This window comes from Natronococcus roseus, from assembly GCF_043677095.1.
Taxonomy (GTDB): domain Archaea; phylum Halobacteriota; class Halobacteria; order Halobacteriales; family Natrialbaceae; genus Natronococcus; species Natronococcus roseus.
This window is the reverse complement of sequence record NZ_JBHLJR010000008.1, coordinates 34,534-50,094: the sequence shown is the minus strand read 5'-3', so window position 1 is coordinate 50,094 and position 15,561 is coordinate 34,534. Positions and strand designations below refer to the sequence as shown.

Genomic DNA, 15,561 nt, shown 5'->3' with positions numbered 1-15,561 from the left:
AGGAACGGATCGCTCAGGCCAGTCCGATCTGCTCGCTGTAGGCGCCGTGTTCGGCCTCGAAGACGTCCATGATCTCGCCCATCGTGGCGTAGGCCTTCACCGCGTCGACGATGTACGGCATCGTGTTCTCGCCGCGGTCGATGGCCCCCTCGAGGGCCTCGAGCGTCGCCTCGACCTCGCCGTCGTCGCGCTTGCTCTTGACGTCCTCGAGTCGGCCTAGCTGGCGGTCGGCGGTGTCCTCGTCGACCTGGAGGATCTCGGGGCTGGTGTCCTCCTCGATCGTGTAGGCGTTGACCCCGACGACGACCTCCTCGCCGCGTTCGACCCGTTCCTGGTACTCGTAGGAGGCCTCCTGGATCTCCCGCAGGAAGTAGCCCTGGTCGATCCCCTCGAGGATCCCGTCCCGAACCGAGCCCTCGCCCATCTCGCGGATCTCCTCGATGTACTCCATGGCGCGCCGTTCGGTCTCGTCGGTCAGCGCTTCGACGGCGAAGCTCCCGCCCAGCGGATCGACGATATCGGCGGCGCCCGACTCCTCGGCGATGATCTGCTGGGTCCGAAGCGCCACCCGCACCGCCTTCTCGCCGGGCAAGGCCAGCGCCTCGTCGAAGCTGTTGGTGTGTAGCGACTGGGTGCCCCCGAGGACGCCCGCCAGCGCCTGGATCGTCACGCGGGCGACGTTGTTCAGCGGCTGCTGTGCCGTCAGGGACTGGCCCGCGGTCTGCGTGTGGAACTTCAGCCGCTTGGACTCCGCGCGCTCGGCGTCGTACCAGTCGTCCATCACGCGGGCGTAGATCCGGCGTGCGGCGCGGTACTTCGCGATCTCCTCGAAGAAGGAGTTGTGGCAGTTGAAGAAAAAGGAGAGGCGCGGGGCGAACTCGTCGACGTCGAGGCCCCGATCGATCGCGTCCTCGACGTAGCCGAAGCCGTCGGCCAGCGTAAAGGCCAGCTCCTGGACTGCGGTCGAGCCGGCCTCGCGGATGTGATAGCCCGAGATCGAGACGGGGTGGAACTTCGGCGTCTGCTCGGTCGAGAACTCGATCGTGTCCGTCACGAGGTCCAGCGAGGGCTCGGGCGGGATCACCCACTCCTTCTGGGCGATGAACTCCTTGAACATGTCGTTCTGGAGGGTGCCGCGGATCTTCTCGCGGGGAACGCCCTGATCGTCAGCCAGTGCGACGTACATCGCGTAGATCACCGGCGCGGAGGGGTTGATGGTAAACGACGTCGAGATCTCCTCCAAGTCGATCCCGTCGAAGAGGATCTCCATGTCCCGCAAGGTGTCGACCGCGACGCCTTCCTTCCCGATCTCGCCCTCGCTCATCGGGTCGTCCGAGTCAAGCCCCATCAGCGTCGGCATGTCGAACGCGACCGACAGCCCGGTCTGGCCCTCGTCGATCAGGTAGTGGAAGCGTTCGTTGGTCTCCTCGGCGGTCCCGAAGCCGGCGAACTGGCGCATCGTCCAGGTGCGCCCGCGGTACATCGTCGGGTACGGCCCTCGGGTGTACGGCTCTTCGCCCGGAAAGCCGAGATCCTCGAGGTAGTCCAGATCGCTTACGTCCTCGGGCGTGTAGAGCCGATCGACCTCGAGGTTCGAAATGGTCGCGAACCGGTCTTTTCGCTCGCCGTGGGCCTCGAGCGTCGGCTCGAGGCTCTCCGCTTCCCACTCCTCGCCGGCCTGGCGGATCGACTCGAGATCCTCATCGTCGTACATGATCGTAATTTTTGCCGGACCATCCATTAAGGATTCCGGGTGATAGTTACAGGCGCATCCGATCGCGGTCGGCCTCGACGCGGTCGAACCCCCAGTCGACCTCGACGACGCGTTTCGGCGGACCCGAGAGCCCGTTTCGGCTGGCGACCTCGAGGGTCCGGTTTCGCGCGTCCGGCGTGAACGGTGCGGCGGCCATGACGCGGGCGACGTCGGCCCGCGAGATCGATCCCGCGACGGAGTCGCCACCCTCGCCGACGACGATGTCGCCGCTGGGCGGCTCGTTCGTGAGTCGTCCGGGCCGAACGATCGTGTAGTCGATCCCCGACCGACGGATCGCGGTCTCGGCGTCGGCCTTGGCCTTCAGCGAACCCCTGATGAGGAGTCTGGCCGGCAGCGGGAGTCCCGCCTTCGAACTCCCGACGCCGATCGCGCTCTGGTGGACGAAGTGAGAAACTTCTTCGCTCACGGCGGCCGTCAGGAGGTTGCTGACGCCGGTCCGATCGACCAGCTTGCCGCCGACGGTGTGGCGGTAGCTGGGCGGCGTGCCGAGCGCACAGCAGACGACGTCACACCCCTCGACGGCCGCGACCGCGTCGCCGGGTTCGAAGAAGTCCGCGACGATCACCTCGTCGGCGCCGAGTCGCTCGAGGTGATCGACGTTCGTGTACGACCGGGTCGTCGCGCGAACCGTGAGATCCGTCGGCCGGAGGACAGCGAGCAGTTCCGTCCCGGTGTCGCCGCTCGCCCCCGCAATAAGTACGGTCGTTGAACTGTCGTCGGTCATCGAACCGCGTACTCGCTCGAGCGGCAAAACCCTGATCAGTGATCAACGGAGCGAACGGTTCGGACTACTCCTCGCCCTGGAGCCGTTCGGTCGTCTGGACCAGCGGGTGGCGCGCGTAGTCGACGACCTCGATGTCGCTGATTCGCTCGAGGCCCTCCTTCTTCGCCGTGCGGGCCATCCCGAGGTCGATCGGATCGTCGATGACGATGATGTAGGCGTCCATCTCGTCGATCGAGAGGCGGTCAGCCGCGAGCACGCGGTGGTGGCCGTCGGCCAGCAGGAGGGTGCCGGCGTTGTCGATGACGACGAGGGGCTCGGCCAGCCCGTTCTCGAGTTCGTACCGCCGGCCCTCGAGTTCGTCGGCGTACACCCGTCCCTGGGTCGGCGTGAGCTTCTCGAGGGGGACCGTCCGGCGCTCCTGGCGCAGTTCGACGTTGTGGATCTGTTCTAACGTGTTGACCAGTTTGCCGACTTTCTGGGGGGTCGCGCGCTCGATCTGGCTGCGGATCACGTCGGCGTTCGAGATGATGCCGACGAGGTTGCCCGCGTCGTCGACGACGGGCAATTTCTGGATCCCCGAGCGCAGGATCACCCGGGCGGCGTCGGTGACCTTCATTTCGGGGTGGGCGACCAGCAGGTCCGTCGTCATCACCTTGAAAATCGGGTCACCCTCGTCGGCCAGCAACAGATCGCGAGCGCTGATAAAGCCCTCCACGCGCCGGCGCTCGCAGACGGGAAAGCCGCTGTGGTTGTCGGTCTCGGCGATTCGGTTCGCGACCGCGCCGACGGTGGTGTCGGGCGAGACCGTCGCCACGTCGCGGGTCATGTAGTCTTTGACCTGGGGTTTGGTCCGGTCCGACGCTACGTCCATACCGTACCAACGCAACCCCGGTGCAAAAGCACTGTCGTCGTCGCTACTCGGTCTCGGGCTCCTCGAGCGAGAACAGCACCTCGCTGGTCTGGGTGTAGGAGCCGACCGGCGTGCCGGGCTGGCTCTCGATCGCCTCGAAGAACCGATCCGTGATGACCTCCTCGACGACGCTGACGATCGAGTCGACCTGCTCGTCGTCGGCGGTGCCGAGGATGCCGATCTCGAGCTGGGCGCCCGCCATGTCGGCGTGGCCGCCCGCGCTGCCGATTCGGTCGAACGCGTCCCGCAGGGTCTCGCCGAGGTCGACGTCGGTCGCCCGCGACCGCGCGGAGACGAACACCATCTCCTCGATGAAGCCGAAGACGAGCGACGTGTCGACACCCTCCATCGTGAGCAGCCGATCGGCCGCCTGCGGGAGCGCGTCGCGGTCGCCGATTCGGCCTACGCTCGCGGCCGCGACCGAACCCCGCTGCTCCCGGTTCTTGATCGCGCGGGCGATCGTCTCCAGCGTCTCGCCCTCGAGGGACGGCTGTTCGATCTGTCGGAGCACGTCGGTATCGACGTGTGGCCACAGCGTCGCCGCCGCCTCGAAGTCGGCTGCCGAGACCTCTCGGGTGAACTCGTCGGTGTCGACGCGGATCCCGTACAGAAGCGCCGTCGCGACCGCCCGGTCGAGCCCCGACCCGAACCGCTCTAAGTACTCGGTCAACACCGTACTCGTCGCGCCGGCGTGTTCCCGGAGGTCGACGTAGTCGCTCGGCACCGGACCGCGTGGCGGGTGGTGGTCGATGACGATGTCGACGTGGAGATCCTCCGGAAGCTGGTCGTTGACGCCCGGCCTGGAGTGATCGACCAGCGCGAAGGAGCCGTACTCCTCGAGGGAGGCGTTGGGCTCGAAGTTTCGCAGGTCCAGTTCGAGGACGTTGACCATCGCCCGATTCTCCTGGTGGGAGATCCGTCCGAAGTAACAGGGGTCCGCCGACACGCCGACCGACTCGGCGATTTCGGCCAGCGCGACCGCGCTGGCGATCGCGTCGGGGTCGGGGTTGTCGTGCATTACGACCGCGAGCGGACCCTCGAGTCCCTGAAGGTGTCGCCGGAGCCGAATCCCGGCGTCGGCGGGCGAACTCGTCGTCTCCCTGAGGACGGCGTCGCCGATGGCCAGCTCGGGGTCGACGACCCGGTCCGCGAGTTCGTCGAACGCCGTCCGATCCTCCTCGGTCGGTTTCCCGCCGAGGTAGGCGACGATCGACGCGGTCGGGAACCGGTCTCGGGCACGCTCGAGTGCGAGCCGGTTGCGATCGGTGCGATCCCCGGCGACGAAGACGACGTCGGGCCTCTCGAGGCTCTCGAGGAGGGCGGGATCGGCCGGGTCGGCGTCTCGAGCCGGGACGCTCTCGTCGCGTAGCGTCTCGACAGTCTGTTCGTCGTCGGTGACGACGAGTAGCCGGCCGTCGCACTCGGGTAACCGTCCGATCGTCTGCCGACCGACGGTGCCACAGCCGAGTACGAGCCGAAAAACCATACGTCGGTGCTTGCAACCCCGTCGGGTAAAAGCTACCGGCTCGGGTGAGAACGATGGTGCCGAGAAGACGAGACGCCGACGCGGCCGGGGTTAGCTGATCGCGACGGTCGCCGCCTCGAGTGCGGCGTCGGCGATCGGGCCGAACACCGGCAGCGCGACGACGGTCAGGACGGCAGCGAAGATGATTGCCGCGTACAGGCCAGTCGGCTGGGAGAGCGTGTCGCGCCCGGAGACCGGGTCCTCGATCCAGACGGCCTTCACCAGCCGCGCGTAGTAGTACAGCGAGATCGCGCTGTTGACCACCAGCGCCGCGGCGACGATCAACATCGCGCTGTTTGCCGTCGCCGCCTGGATCGCGCCGGTAAAGAGGAAGTACTTGCTCCAGAACCCGCCCAGCGGCGGGATCCCCGCGAGGCTGAACATGAAGATTCCGAGCGCGAAACAGGCGACCGGCGCCTGGTTCGAGAGCCCGTTGTAGTCCTCGAACGTGCGACCGACGCCCCAGTACTCCGCGAGCGCGACGAACAGGAACGCTCCCGTGTTCATGAAGCCGTAGACCAGCAGGTGCATCATCGCCGCGCCCATCACGATCTCGCCGCCGTCGGCCGAGAGGCCGGCGAGCCCGATCAAGGCGTAGCCGGCGTGACCGATCGAGGAGTACGCGAGCATCCGCTTGACGTTGTCCTGGGTCGCCGCAGCGAAGTTACCCAGCGTCATCGTGACGATCGCGAGGATGATGAACGCGAGCGTCCAGTCGACGCCGATCACCGCGGTCGTCGGCTCGAGCGGGAACGCCGTCGTGAACACGCGAAAGGCGATCACGAAGCCCGCCGCCTTCGACGCCGAGGAGAGAAACGCCGCGACCGGCGCGGGCGCGCCCTCGTAGGCGTCTGGCGCCCAGAAGTGGAAGGGGACGCTGGCGGTTTTGAACGCGAAGCCGCCGATCAACATCAGAATGCCGAGCCCGAGCAGGCCGCCGTACTCGCCGGCACCCTGGAGGTTGTCCGCGATCGCCTCGAGCTGGAGGTGGCCGGTCGCGCCGTAGACGAGCGAGATCCCGTAAACGAAGATCGCCGACGAGAGCGCGCCGATCAGGAAGTACTTCAGGCCACCCTCGACGCTGCCACGGTTGTCCTTGAGGATCGAGACCAGCGCGTAGGATGGCAGACTCGCCAGCTCGAGGGCGATGAAAATCGTGACCAGGCTGTTCGCGGCGGCCATCGTGGCCATCCCGGTCGCCGCGAGCATCATCAGCGAGTAGTACTCCGCCTGGTAGGCGTGGTCGCCCATGTAGTCGTAGCTCGCCACGGCAACGAGCGCGGTGACGACCGAGACGACGGTCATGAAGAACAGCGCCATCTGGTCGACCACGAGCTGGCCGCCGAACAGCTCGACGACGCCGCGACCGCCAGCGGCGGTGGGCGTGCCGACGCCGGCGACCATGAACCAGACGGCGACGCCCAGCGCCGCGAGCGAGCCGACCGCGGTCGTGCCCGCGAGCAGCGATCGGTTCTTCGTGTGCGGGTTGATGCTGTCGATGACGAACAGCGCGAGTGCCGTCGCCACGAGGATCAACGCCGGGGCGAGTGCGGCCCAGTCGGGGAGCTCGAACACCGCCATCAGGCGTCACCTCCGTTCTCCAGGATCGGATCGACCGCGTCTGTAATCATGTCGAAGATCAGTTCGGGCGCGACGCCGAGGGCGATGATGATGCCGAGCAACACGAACATCGGTGCGACGTCGTGCAGCGGCGCGCGGCCCACGTCGTAGTCGGTTTCCAGGTGATACGGTCCGAAGACGGTCCGCTGGAGGGCAAACAGCAGGTAGCCAGCCACGATGACGATACCGAACATCGCCAGCGAGGTGAAAAGCTGCGAGTACGCCAGCAGCCCGGAGCCGAAGGCGCCGAAGAAGATGGCAAACTCGCCGAAGAAGCCGCTCATCAGCGGCAGTCCCATGTAGCCGAAGGCGCCGGCGACGAGGATGCCGACGGCGACTGGCATCCGATCGGCCATCCCGGACATGTCGGTGACCATCCGGGTGTGGGTCGCGTTGTAGATGACGCCGACGGCCATGAACATCAGTCCGGAGATCAGGCCGTGACTGACCATCTGGAAGGTCGCACCGCCGACGCCGAACTGGGTGTAGGCGACCAGACCGAGGATGACGTAGCCCATCGACGACACCGAGGAGTAGGCGACGATCCGCTTGAGGTCGGTCTGGGCCAGCGCGAGCATCGCGCCGTAGATGACGCTGATGACCGCGATCGCGGCGATCGGGATCGCGTAAGCCTCGACCTGCTCCGGGAACATCGTGAAGTTGAACCGCAGCAGGGCGTACGTCCCCATCTTCAGCAGGACCCCGGCCAGCAGCACCGATGCGGGGGTCGGCGCCTCGACGTGAGCGTCGGGCAGCCAGGTGTGGAACGGCACGATGGGTACCTTCACCGCGAATCCGACGAACATCGCGACGAACACGACCGAGGCAAGCGCCGAGCCCCCGAGGCCGGCGAAGCCGTCGGGCCCGCCCTCGAGCATCGCCGTGGCGACCTCGGGCAGCGCGAAGCTGGTGACGTCGCCGAGGCCGAACACGAGCGTGATGAACGCACCGAACATCAGCAGCGAGGCGACGTTCGTGTAGACGAAGAACTTGATCGCCGCGTACTTCCGGCGCGGGCCGCCCCAGACGCCGATCAGCAGGTACATCGGGATCAGCACGGCCTCCCAGAAGATGAACCAGACGAAGAAGTCAAGCGCCGTGAAGACGCCGATCAGGTTCGCCTCGATGAAGAGCACGAGTCCGTAGAACTGCGACTCGCGCTCGTCGATCGGCGTCCACGAACTCATGATCGCGAGCGAGGTAAGCACCGTCGTCAACACGACCAGCGGCAGGCTGATCCCGTCGAGCCCGACGAGCCACGAGATGGTGTAGTCGCCCAGCTGGATCCACTCGAACTGGGACTCGAAGGCGAGTTCGCCGTCGAGCAGGGCGTTCCCGCTGCCGTCGAACGCCGTGAACATCCACAGGCTGAGCGCCGCAGGGATCAGGCTGATCCCGAAGGCCAGCTTGCCGGCGATACGATTCGGCGCGACGAGCGTTACCAGCGCACCGACCAGTGTCACCGCGAGTAGCGCTTCGATCATCATAGGAACCACCCTCCAAGAACGCCGAACACGATAACCAGGGCGATAAAGCCGGTTACGATCAGCGCTGCGTAGTTAGTCACGATCCCCGTCTGGATCCGTTTGACCCGATCGCTACCGAACAGGCTCACCGACGAGACGCCGTTGACGGTGCCGTCGATGACGGTCTGGTCGAACCGGTCCGCGGCTCGAGCCAGCGGCAGGGTCAGCCCCTCCGCGAGCCAGACCTGGTACTCGTCCTGGTAGTAGTTGGATTCGATCGTCTCGCGAACGCCTCCGAGACGCTCCTTGTGTGCGACCGGCTCCGGAACGTTGTACAGCTTCCAGGCCAGGCCGGCACCCGAGAAGGCGAGCAGCAGGGACAGCCCCGCCGCGATCAGCACGGTCGTCGACTCGGTGCCGATGTAGCCGGTGTCGTACACCGCCGCGAGCGCGTCGGTGTAGGCGACGTAGGTCGTTCCCTCGACGCCGCTACTGAGCCACTCGTTTAAGAACTCGATCTCGAGCCCGGTGAGCTTCGCGACCGGGGCGAGGTTGGCGACGCCCGCGACGACCGCGAGGACGCCGAGTGCGATCAGCGGGAACTTCACCGCCCAGCCGACCGGGTGGGGGTCCTCGGCGACGTCCGAGCGCGGCTCGCCGTGGAACGTCAGGAACACCATCCGGAAGGTGTAGAAGCCGGTGAAGAAGACGGCGAGGAGTCCCATCGCGTACGCCGCCATGATCAGGGGCTGCTCGGTGCCGACGATCAGGGCGTCGTAGAGGATCTCGTCTTTCGACCAGAAGCCCGAGAACGGGATGATCCCGGCGAGCGCGAGCGCGCCCGCGAGGAACGTGTAGTAGGTGACGGGCGCCTTGTTCTTCAGCCCCCCCATCTTCCACATGTCCTGTTCGTGGTGCATGAGGATGATGACGGCGCCGGCGCCGAGGAACAGCAGCGCCTTGAAGAAAGCGTGGTTCATCAGGTGGAAGACTCCGGCGACGTAGCCGCCGACGCCCAGCCCGAGCATCATGTAGCCGTACTGGCTGATCGTCGAGTACGCCAGCACCTGCTTGATGTCGTCTTTGACGACGCCCATCGTCGCCGCGAACAGCGCGGTGAAGCCGCCGACGAAGGCGATGATCGCCAGCGCCGTCGGCGAGAGGGCGTAGTAGCCGAACATCCGGGCAACCAGGTAGACCCCGGCCGCGACCATCGTCGCCGCGTGAATCAGCGCGGAGACGGTGGTCGGACCCTCCATCGCATCGGGCAGCCAGGTGTGCAGCGGGAACTGGGCGGACTTGCCGATGACGCCGCCGAGCACGAGCAACCCGGTGATCGTCACCCAGGTCTCGGCGTCGAAGCCGAACAGCTGGCCGCCGTCGTCGATGGCCGCCTCGGCCGCAGCGACGAACGAGTCGTCGCCGGCGAACTGGAGCGTGCCGAACGTCGCGGCGATGGCGACGACCCCGATCAGGAAGAAGTAGTCACCGAACCGGGTGACAAGGAACGCCTTCTTCGCGGCCGACGGCGCCGAGCGGGTGCGGAACCAGAAGCCGATCAGCAGGAACGAACACAGCCCAACCAGCTCGAAGAACATGAACGCCATCAGCAGGTTGTCCGCGTAGACGAAGGCGAGCATGCTGAACGTAAACAGGCCGAGCCCGGCGTAGTACCGCGGGAGACCGGTCTCGCCCTCGGCGTTCATGTACTCGAGGCTGAAGACGTGAACGAGGAAGGCGATCAGGGAGACGATCACGAGCATCAGCGCGGCGAGCGGATCGATCAGGATGCCGAACGTGAACTCGATCCCCTCGCCGACCTCGCCAGCGGCGTCGCCGGCCGCCCACGTGAATAGTGTCGTGTGATAGTACCCCTCCTCGCCGCCCGCGACGGCCGCGACCATCGCAAGCGAGAGGGCTAACGAGCCAGCCGTCGCGACGATGCCTGGGATCGCCCCCTTCTTCGGGAGCTTCGGCCCGAAGGCCAGAGCGATGACGAACGCCGCAAGCGGGAACAGCGCGATTGCCGGTGCGTAGTCGAATAACCCTTCCATCTTACCACCTCATCGTCGTCGGAACCGTGACGTCGACGTCACGGAAGTTGCGGTACAACACTAGGATGATCCCGAGTCCGATCGCGACCTCCGCGGCGGCGAGCGCCATCACGAACAGCGCGAACACCTGTCCCGTGAGGTTGCCGTGATACAGTGCAAACGCGATCAGGTTGATATTGGCCGCGTTGACCATGATCTCGACGGACATCAGGAACATCAGTGCGTTTCGGCGCGTCAGAATCCCGAAGAGACCGATAGAGAACAGCGCCATCGACAGCAACACGAAGTACTCGATGGGAACGTTCACCGCTGCTCACCTCCGCTCGAGCGCGAGGAGCCGTCCTCGGCGCCGCCGTCGGTCGCCGCGGGTTGGGTGCTCGCCGAGTCGCCGGTCGAGACGCTCGAGAGCGCCGCGATCGGTTTGCCCTCAGTCTCGCGTTTCGCGAGCACGAGCGCGGCGTCCAGCGCGGCGTCGAGGACGATCGCGACCAGCAGGAACGAAACGAGGAACGGCTCGGTGTTGCCGATCGACCCCTCCGTCGACTGCAGCGCCGTAAAGTCGAACAGCGCGTAGCCGATCTCGGAGGTAACCGAGATCCCCTCGGGGAAGCCGACCATCTCGTCGGCAAAGCCGGTGTTGAGCGCGATCATCGCCATCACGCCGAACAGCGCAACGGCGAGGATCCCGGGCAACAGCGATTCGCCGAGCCGGAGTTGCGGCCCGTTGGTCATGTCTGTACCACCTCGTCGGTCTCCGTCTCCGCGTCCGCGTCCTCGCGCTGGGTAAGCATCACGGCGAACGTGATAAGGATGAGCACCCCGCCCACGTAGACGAGGATCTGCATCATGGCGACGAACTCCGCCGCCAGCATCACGTAGTACACCGCGACGCTGACCAGCGTCACGCCGAGCATCAGTGCTGAGTGCCACGGGTCGGCAAGCAACACGACGCCGAGCGCGCTGGCGAGCGTGACAAACGCGAACAGCGCGAACGCGATCAGCTCATATGTCATTATTGTGAGTGTCTGCCCGTTCTCGGGACGGGCGGCCCGATTACTGATAATCGACCTCCCCGTCACCCTCGCCGATCCACGCGCCTCGGTCGGGTTCGCGCGACTCGAGCGGGTCGATGTCCTTGTACCACGGGACGGCCTTCAGCTGCTCCTTGTTGTACACCAGATCGTGTTTGGTGTCGCCCGTGAACTCGAAGTTCTGGGTGAGCAGAATCGCGTCGACTGGGCAGACTTCCTCGCAGAGCCGACAGTAGATACACTGGCCGATGTGGAGGTTGTACTGTTCGCCGTTTCGCTGGTCGTCCATCACGATCTGGATGGTGTCGTTCGGACAGACGTTCTCGCACTGGCGACACCAGATACAGCGTTCCTGGCTGAACTTGTGGACGCCCCGAAAGCGCGGCGAGACGTCCGGTGCGGTCTCCGGATACTCGACGGTGAACGTCGAGCCGTCCAGTGCGTGTTTCATCGTCGTTGCCATCGATTTGAGTATCCCGATCATTGGATGATCCCCACGATTATCGCGGTCAAGATAAGATTCGCAAACGAAAGGACGAGCAGTCCCTTCCAGCCGATCTCGATTAGCTGGTCGACTCGAACTCGCGGCACCGCCGACCGCATCCACTGAGTCAGCAAGAAGACGCCCCAGATTTTGATGATAAACCAGACGATCCCGAGCGCCTCGGGACCGGGTCCGGCGGGGCCGCCGAGGAAGATCGTCGCGATGATCGCCCCGCCGAGGAAGATGTGGAGGAACTCGCCGAGGTAGATCAGGACGAAGTACACCGAGGAGTACTCGGTCTGGTAGCCGGCGACGATCTCCGTCGGCGCCTCCGGCGTGTCGAACGGGTTGCGGCCGACCTCCGCGAAGTTCGCGAGCAGGAAGAGCACGAACGCGAACGGGTTGACGATCGCGAACCAGGCCGGAATCGCGAACAGGCCGAAATCGACTAGCGGCTGGTTCTGGACGGCGACGATCTCGCTCATCTGCAGGCTGCCGGTGAAGATAACGACCGACATCCCGGTGACGACGAGCGGGATCTCGTAGGCGACGTTCTGTGCGACCGCCCGCAGGCCGCCGAGCATCGAGTACTTGTTCGCCGACGAGTAGCCGGCCATCACCAGGCCGAGACTCGCGATGCCGGCGACGGCGAAGACAAAGACCAGGCCGACCTCGGGGTCGGCAAGGTGGATGCCGCTGCCCATCGGAATAACCGCGAAGCCGAGCAGCGCCGAGGACGCGACGACGATCGGCGCGAGGTCGTAGGCCGGCCGGTCGGCGTTCTCGGGGATGATGTTCTCCTTCGAGAGCAGTCGTACCGCGTCGGCGACGATGATAAACAGGCCGGCGGGTCCGAGCCGGTTGACGGCGATCCGGTCCGTGAACGCGGCGGTGATCTTCCGTTTCGCCCACGGGCCGGCGACGCCGGTCATCGCCAGCATCAGGTTGCCGATAACGAAGGCGGCGAGAAACGCCGCGAGCAGCTCTCCGGCGAGGCCGAACTGATCGAGCCCGGTCAGATCGCCGATCCGCTCGGGAAGCAAGACCGTATCACCGGCCTGGAGGAGCGTCCCCTCGATCATCGATCCACCTCTCCGAGCACGATATCGAGGCTGCCCAGCGAGGCGATCAGGTCCGGAATGAAGTCACCCTCGCTGATCTCTTCGAGCGACGAGAGGTTGTGGAAACACGGACTGCGGATCTTGAATCGGGCGGGTTTGTCGGTCCCGTCCGACCGAATGTAGATGCCGAGTTCACCCTTCGCACCCTCGACGGCCCGGTAGATCTCAGTGTCCGGATCCGGCTTGAGCGTTCGGGGGACGTTCGCCTGGATCTCGCGGTCGTCCTCGGGCCAGTCCTCGAGCAGGTCGAGACACTGCTCGATGATCTTCGCGGACTCCTCGACCTCCTCCATCCGACAGAGGACGCGAGCGTAGTTGTCACAGCCCTGGCGGGTAATGACGTCCCACTCGAGGTTCTCGTAGTAGCCGTAGGGGTCGTCTCGCCGAAGGTCGTAGTCGATTCCCGACGCGCGGGCGACGGGCCCCGTACAGCCGTAGGACTTGGCGAGGTCGGGGTCGAGGACGCCCGTGTTGTTACATCGAACCTGGAAGATCTCGTTGCCCGTCACGAGGTCGTTGTACTCGGAGATCTTCGCCGGGAGCTCGTCGAGGAAGTCCCGGGTTTTCTCGATGAACTCGTCGCGGGGTTCGGGCAGGTCCCAGGCGACCCCGCCGAGCCGGAAGTAGTTGAACATCAGCCGCTGACCGGTCAGGTCCTCCAGGATGTCCTGGACGACCTCCCGGTCGCGGAACGAGTACTGGAAGACGGCGTTGAAGTCGCCGTAGACGTCCAGACAGAAGGTTCCGAGCGCCAGGAAGTGCGAGGCGATCCGGCAGAGTTCCGCGCCCATCGTCCGGATGATCTGGGCGTACTCGGGGACCTCGATGTCGGCCAGATCCTCCGCGGTCCGGGCGTATGCCCACTCGTTGAGCAGGCCGGCGGAAACGTAGTCCCATCGGTCCGGGTAGGGCATGATCTGGTGGCGGTAGGTTCCCTGCTGGCACATCTGCTCCTCGCAGCGGTGGAGGTAACCGACGTCGGGGTCGATGTCGACGACAGTCTCGCCGTCGAGCACCGTCTTGACGTGGAGGACGCCGTGAGTCGCCGGGTGATGGGGACCGATGTTGAGGAACATCGTGTCCGACTCCTCGTCGTGGTGATCGGGCTGGATCGGGTTGGCGTGCTCGGCGAGGGTGACGACCTGTGGCTGCTCCTGGTCGTAGTCCTTCGAGAGGGGATGACCCTGCCAGGTTTCGGGCAGGAGGATCCGGCGGGGGTCCGGGTGGCCCTCGTAGTCGATCCCCACCAGGTCGAACGCCTCCCGCTCGTGCCAGTCGGCGGTGCGGAAGACGGGTTCGGCCGACTGGCTGACCGGGTTATCGACCGACGTCGGAACGACGACCGACACCTCCTGGGTCGGGTCGGCGTACTTTTTCATGTGGTAGATCGACTCGTAGCGGTCCTCGTACTGCTGGGCGGTCAGACAGGAGAGGTGGTCGAACCCCGCCTCGTCCCGGAGATCGAACAGGACGTCCTGGACGTCGTCCGGCCGGATGACAAAGCCCGGCGCGTTGAGGTGGTCGTCGCGCCTGAGCGCCCGATCGCCGATCAGTGCCTCGAGTTCGTCCTCGGTGACCTCGACGCCGATCCTCTGCTGGTCGCGTTCGAGTTCCGTGCTCATGGCGAATCAGCCCAGTTGTACCGCATGACGAGGTCCTCCTCGTCGATGTCGTCGGCGAGTTTCTGTATAAGTTCGTCCTTCGGCAGGTCGCCGAACTGCTCGAGTTCGTACGGTTTGACCACGACGGGCGAGGTCTCACCGTTGCGAATTCGTTCCTGAAGCTTGGCGACGCCGTAGATCAGCGCCTCCGGTCGGGGCGGACAGCCGGGGACGTGGATGTCGACAGGGATGATCTCCTCGGCGCCCTTGACGACGTTGTACCCCTCCTGGAACGGTCCCCCGGAGATCGTACACGATCCCATCCCGACGACGAACTTGGGTTCGGGCATCTGGTCGTAGACCCGCTTCATCCGCGGGCCGAACTTCGAGACGATCGTTCCGGGAACGATCATCACGTCGGCCTGTCGCGGCGAGGCTCGAGGGACCCCCGCACCGAAGCGGTCGAGGTCGTGTTTGATCGCGTACGTGTGAATCATCTCGATGCTACAGCAGGCGATCCCGAACTGCAGCATGAACATCGAGTTCCCCCGAACCCAGTTCATGAACTGGTCGAACTTCGTGAGGATGAACGGCGACGCACCGAACGCCTCCCGAAGCTTCGAGTTGAATCGATCGTCGGGGCCGGCACCCATCCGCGCCTCGCGAGTGTCGGTCGACGGGGCGGTACTGTCGTAGATCTCTTGGCGTGGTTTGTCACTACTCATTATTGATCAGCTCCGGCCTCGACCTGCTCTGGCGTCCGCGCCCACTGAACGGCGCCGGTGCGCCACGCCCAGGCGAACCCGATCAGCAGGATGGCCACGAACGCCAGCATGGGACCGAGGGCGTGGACGAGGCCGTACTCCTCGGCCGCGAGCGCATCTTGGTAGACGACCGCCCACGGAAACAACAGGACGGTTTCGATGTCGAAGACGAGAAACAGAAGCGCAACCATGTAGTACTGGATGTTAAATCGGATGCGCGTCCCGCCGGTCGGCACCTCGCCACTCTCGTAGGTGGCACGTTTGCTCGTTTCGGGGACGCTCGGCCGCAGGAGGTACGATACCGCCATCATCCCGAACGGTATCAGCAGTCCCACGAGCGCGAGCGCGCCGATAGCGATCCAGTCATTCATCTCGGTAACGTTCGAAGCTTCAGAGCCCACGCATATAAGGGTTGATTCTTGCTGTTTCGGCCGGTAGGAGCATCAGCATCCGTTTTCGTCGTTCGGGGAATCGGCCGAACGATCGT

At 65.3% G+C, this 15,561-nt stretch carries 15 protein-coding genes; all 15 read right to left on the bottom strand.

Annotated elements, in window-relative coordinates:
• Positions 1-13: 13 nt before the first annotated feature.
• Positions 14-1,714 carry an acyl-CoA mutase large subunit family protein gene (locus ACFEMD_RS19785; protein WP_394743006.1) on the bottom strand — a complete coding sequence of 567 codons (1,701 nt, stop codon included), beginning with the start codon at positions 1,712-1,714 and terminating at the stop codon, positions 14-16.
• Positions 1,715-1,760: 46 nt separating this feature from the next.
• The gene (locus ACFEMD_RS19780) at positions 1,761-2,498 is read right to left on the bottom strand and encodes an NAD(P)-binding oxidoreductase (RefSeq protein ID WP_394743005.1); all 738 of its coding nucleotides are present in this window, start codon (positions 2,496-2,498) and stop codon (positions 1,761-1,763) included.
• Positions 2,499-2,562: 64 nt separating this feature from the next.
• Positions 2,563-3,369 (bottom strand): CBS pair associated ParBc domain-containing protein, encoded by an 807-nt coding sequence (locus ACFEMD_RS19775; RefSeq protein ID WP_394743004.1) that lies wholly within the window; start codon positions 3,367-3,369, stop codon positions 2,563-2,565.
• A 43-nt stretch (positions 3,370-3,412) separates the two neighbouring features.
• Positions 3,413-4,894: a DHH family phosphoesterase gene (locus ACFEMD_RS19770; protein ID WP_394743003.1), complete on the bottom strand. Its 1,482-nt coding sequence runs from the start codon at positions 4,892-4,894 to the stop codon at positions 3,413-3,415.
• Positions 4,895-4,984: 90 nt separating this feature from the next.
• A complete protein-coding gene (locus ACFEMD_RS19765; protein WP_394743002.1) occupies positions 4,985-6,514 on the bottom strand; it encodes an NADH-quinone oxidoreductase subunit N in 1,530 nt (509 codons plus the stop codon).
• Positions 6,514-8,040 (bottom strand): complex I subunit 4 family protein, encoded by a 1,527-nt coding sequence (locus ACFEMD_RS19760; RefSeq protein ID WP_394743001.1) that lies wholly within the window; start codon positions 8,038-8,040, stop codon positions 6,514-6,516. Before ACFEMD_RS19760 ends, ACFEMD_RS19765 begins: the two co-directional genes overlap by 1 nt.
• Positions 8,037-10,073 (bottom strand): NADH-quinone oxidoreductase subunit L, encoded by a 2,037-nt coding sequence (gene nuoL, locus ACFEMD_RS19755; protein ID WP_394743000.1) that lies wholly within the window; start codon positions 10,071-10,073, stop codon positions 8,037-8,039. The genes ACFEMD_RS19760 and nuoL overlap by 4 nt, the downstream gene beginning before the upstream one ends.
• 1 nt (position 10,074) lies before the next feature.
• Positions 10,075-10,380: an NADH-quinone oxidoreductase subunit NuoK gene (nuoK, locus tag ACFEMD_RS19750; RefSeq protein ID WP_005553423.1), complete on the bottom strand. Its 306-nt coding sequence runs from the start codon at positions 10,378-10,380 to the stop codon at positions 10,075-10,077.
• Positions 10,377-10,805, bottom strand: a complete 429-nt coding sequence (locus ACFEMD_RS19745) for a hypothetical protein (protein WP_394742999.1) — start codon at positions 10,803-10,805, stop codon at positions 10,377-10,379. The genes nuoK and ACFEMD_RS19745 overlap by 4 nt, the downstream gene beginning before the upstream one ends.
• Positions 10,802-11,086 (bottom strand): NADH-quinone oxidoreductase subunit J, encoded by a 285-nt coding sequence (locus ACFEMD_RS19740; protein ID WP_278292212.1) that lies wholly within the window; start codon positions 11,084-11,086, stop codon positions 10,802-10,804. Before ACFEMD_RS19740 ends, ACFEMD_RS19745 begins: the two co-directional genes overlap by 4 nt.
• Before the next feature lie 40 nt (positions 11,087-11,126).
• Entirely contained in the window at positions 11,127-11,588 is a 462-nt protein-coding gene (locus ACFEMD_RS19735; RefSeq protein ID WP_278292211.1) for a NuoI/complex I 23 kDa subunit family protein, read from the bottom strand.
• Positions 11,585-12,670 (bottom strand): complex I subunit 1/NuoH family protein, encoded by a 1,086-nt coding sequence (locus ACFEMD_RS19730; protein ID WP_394742998.1) that lies wholly within the window; start codon positions 12,668-12,670, stop codon positions 11,585-11,587. The genes ACFEMD_RS19735 and ACFEMD_RS19730 overlap by 4 nt, the downstream gene beginning before the upstream one ends.
• Positions 12,667-14,331 (bottom strand): NADH-quinone oxidoreductase subunit D, encoded by a 1,665-nt coding sequence (locus ACFEMD_RS19725; protein WP_394742997.1) that lies wholly within the window; start codon positions 14,329-14,331, stop codon positions 12,667-12,669. Before ACFEMD_RS19725 ends, ACFEMD_RS19730 begins: the two co-directional genes overlap by 4 nt.
• Positions 14,328-15,035, bottom strand: a complete 708-nt coding sequence (locus ACFEMD_RS19720; RefSeq protein ID WP_005553433.1) for an NADH-quinone oxidoreductase subunit B — start codon at positions 15,033-15,035, stop codon at positions 14,328-14,330. The genes ACFEMD_RS19725 and ACFEMD_RS19720 overlap by 4 nt, the downstream gene beginning before the upstream one ends.
• Entirely contained in the window at positions 15,035-15,445 is a 411-nt protein-coding gene (locus tag ACFEMD_RS19715) for an NADH-quinone oxidoreductase subunit A (RefSeq protein ID WP_394742996.1), read from the bottom strand. Before ACFEMD_RS19715 ends, ACFEMD_RS19720 begins: the two co-directional genes overlap by 1 nt.
• Positions 15,446-15,561: the final 116 nt, after the last annotated feature.

Excerpts from the sequence above, each read along its gene's own strand:
- ACFEMD_RS19760 (WP_394743001.1), bottom strand. The coding sequence starts at position 8,040 with ATGATGATCGAAGCGCTACTCGCGGTGACACTGGTCGGTGCGCTGGTA.
- ACFEMD_RS19770 (WP_394743003.1), bottom strand. The coding sequence starts at position 4,894 with ATGGTTTTTCGGCTCGTACTCGGCTGTGGCACCGTCGGTCGGCAGACG.
- ACFEMD_RS19740 (WP_278292212.1), bottom strand. The coding sequence starts at position 11,086 with ATGACATATGAGCTGATCGCGTTCGCGCTGTTCGCGTTTGTCACGCTC.
- ACFEMD_RS19785 (WP_394743006.1), bottom strand. The coding sequence starts at position 1,714 with ATGTACGACGATGAGGATCTCGAGTCGATCCGCCAGGCCGGCGAGGAG.
- ACFEMD_RS19735 (WP_278292211.1), bottom strand. The coding sequence starts at position 11,588 with ATGATCGGGATACTCAAATCGATGGCAACGACGATGAAACACGCACTG.
- ACFEMD_RS19725 (WP_394742997.1), bottom strand. The coding sequence starts at position 14,331 with ATGAGCACGGAACTCGAACGCGACCAGCAGAGGATCGGCGTCGAGGTC.
- ACFEMD_RS19720 (WP_005553433.1), bottom strand. The coding sequence starts at position 15,035 with ATGAGTAGTGACAAACCACGCCAAGAGATCTACGACAGTACCGCCCCG.
- ACFEMD_RS19745 (WP_394742999.1), bottom strand. The coding sequence starts at position 10,805 with ATGACCAACGGGCCGCAACTCCGGCTCGGCGAATCGCTGTTGCCCGGG.
- ACFEMD_RS19730 (WP_394742998.1), bottom strand. The coding sequence starts at position 12,670 with ATGATCGAGGGGACGCTCCTCCAGGCCGGTGATACGGTCTTGCTTCCC.
- ACFEMD_RS19715 (WP_394742996.1), bottom strand. The coding sequence starts at position 15,445 with ATGAATGACTGGATCGCTATCGGCGCGCTCGCGCTCGTGGGACTGCTG.
- ACFEMD_RS19780 (WP_394743005.1), bottom strand. The coding sequence starts at position 2,498 with ATGACCGACGACAGTTCAACGACCGTACTTATTGCGGGGGCGAGCGGC.
- ACFEMD_RS19775 (WP_394743004.1), bottom strand. The coding sequence starts at position 3,369 with ATGGACGTAGCGTCGGACCGGACCAAACCCCAGGTCAAAGACTACATG.
- ACFEMD_RS19765 (WP_394743002.1), bottom strand. The coding sequence starts at position 6,514 with ATGGCGGTGTTCGAGCTCCCCGACTGGGCCGCACTCGCCCCGGCGTTG.
- nuoL (WP_394743000.1), bottom strand. The coding sequence starts at position 10,073 with ATGGAAGGGTTATTCGACTACGCACCGGCAATCGCGCTGTTCCCGCTT.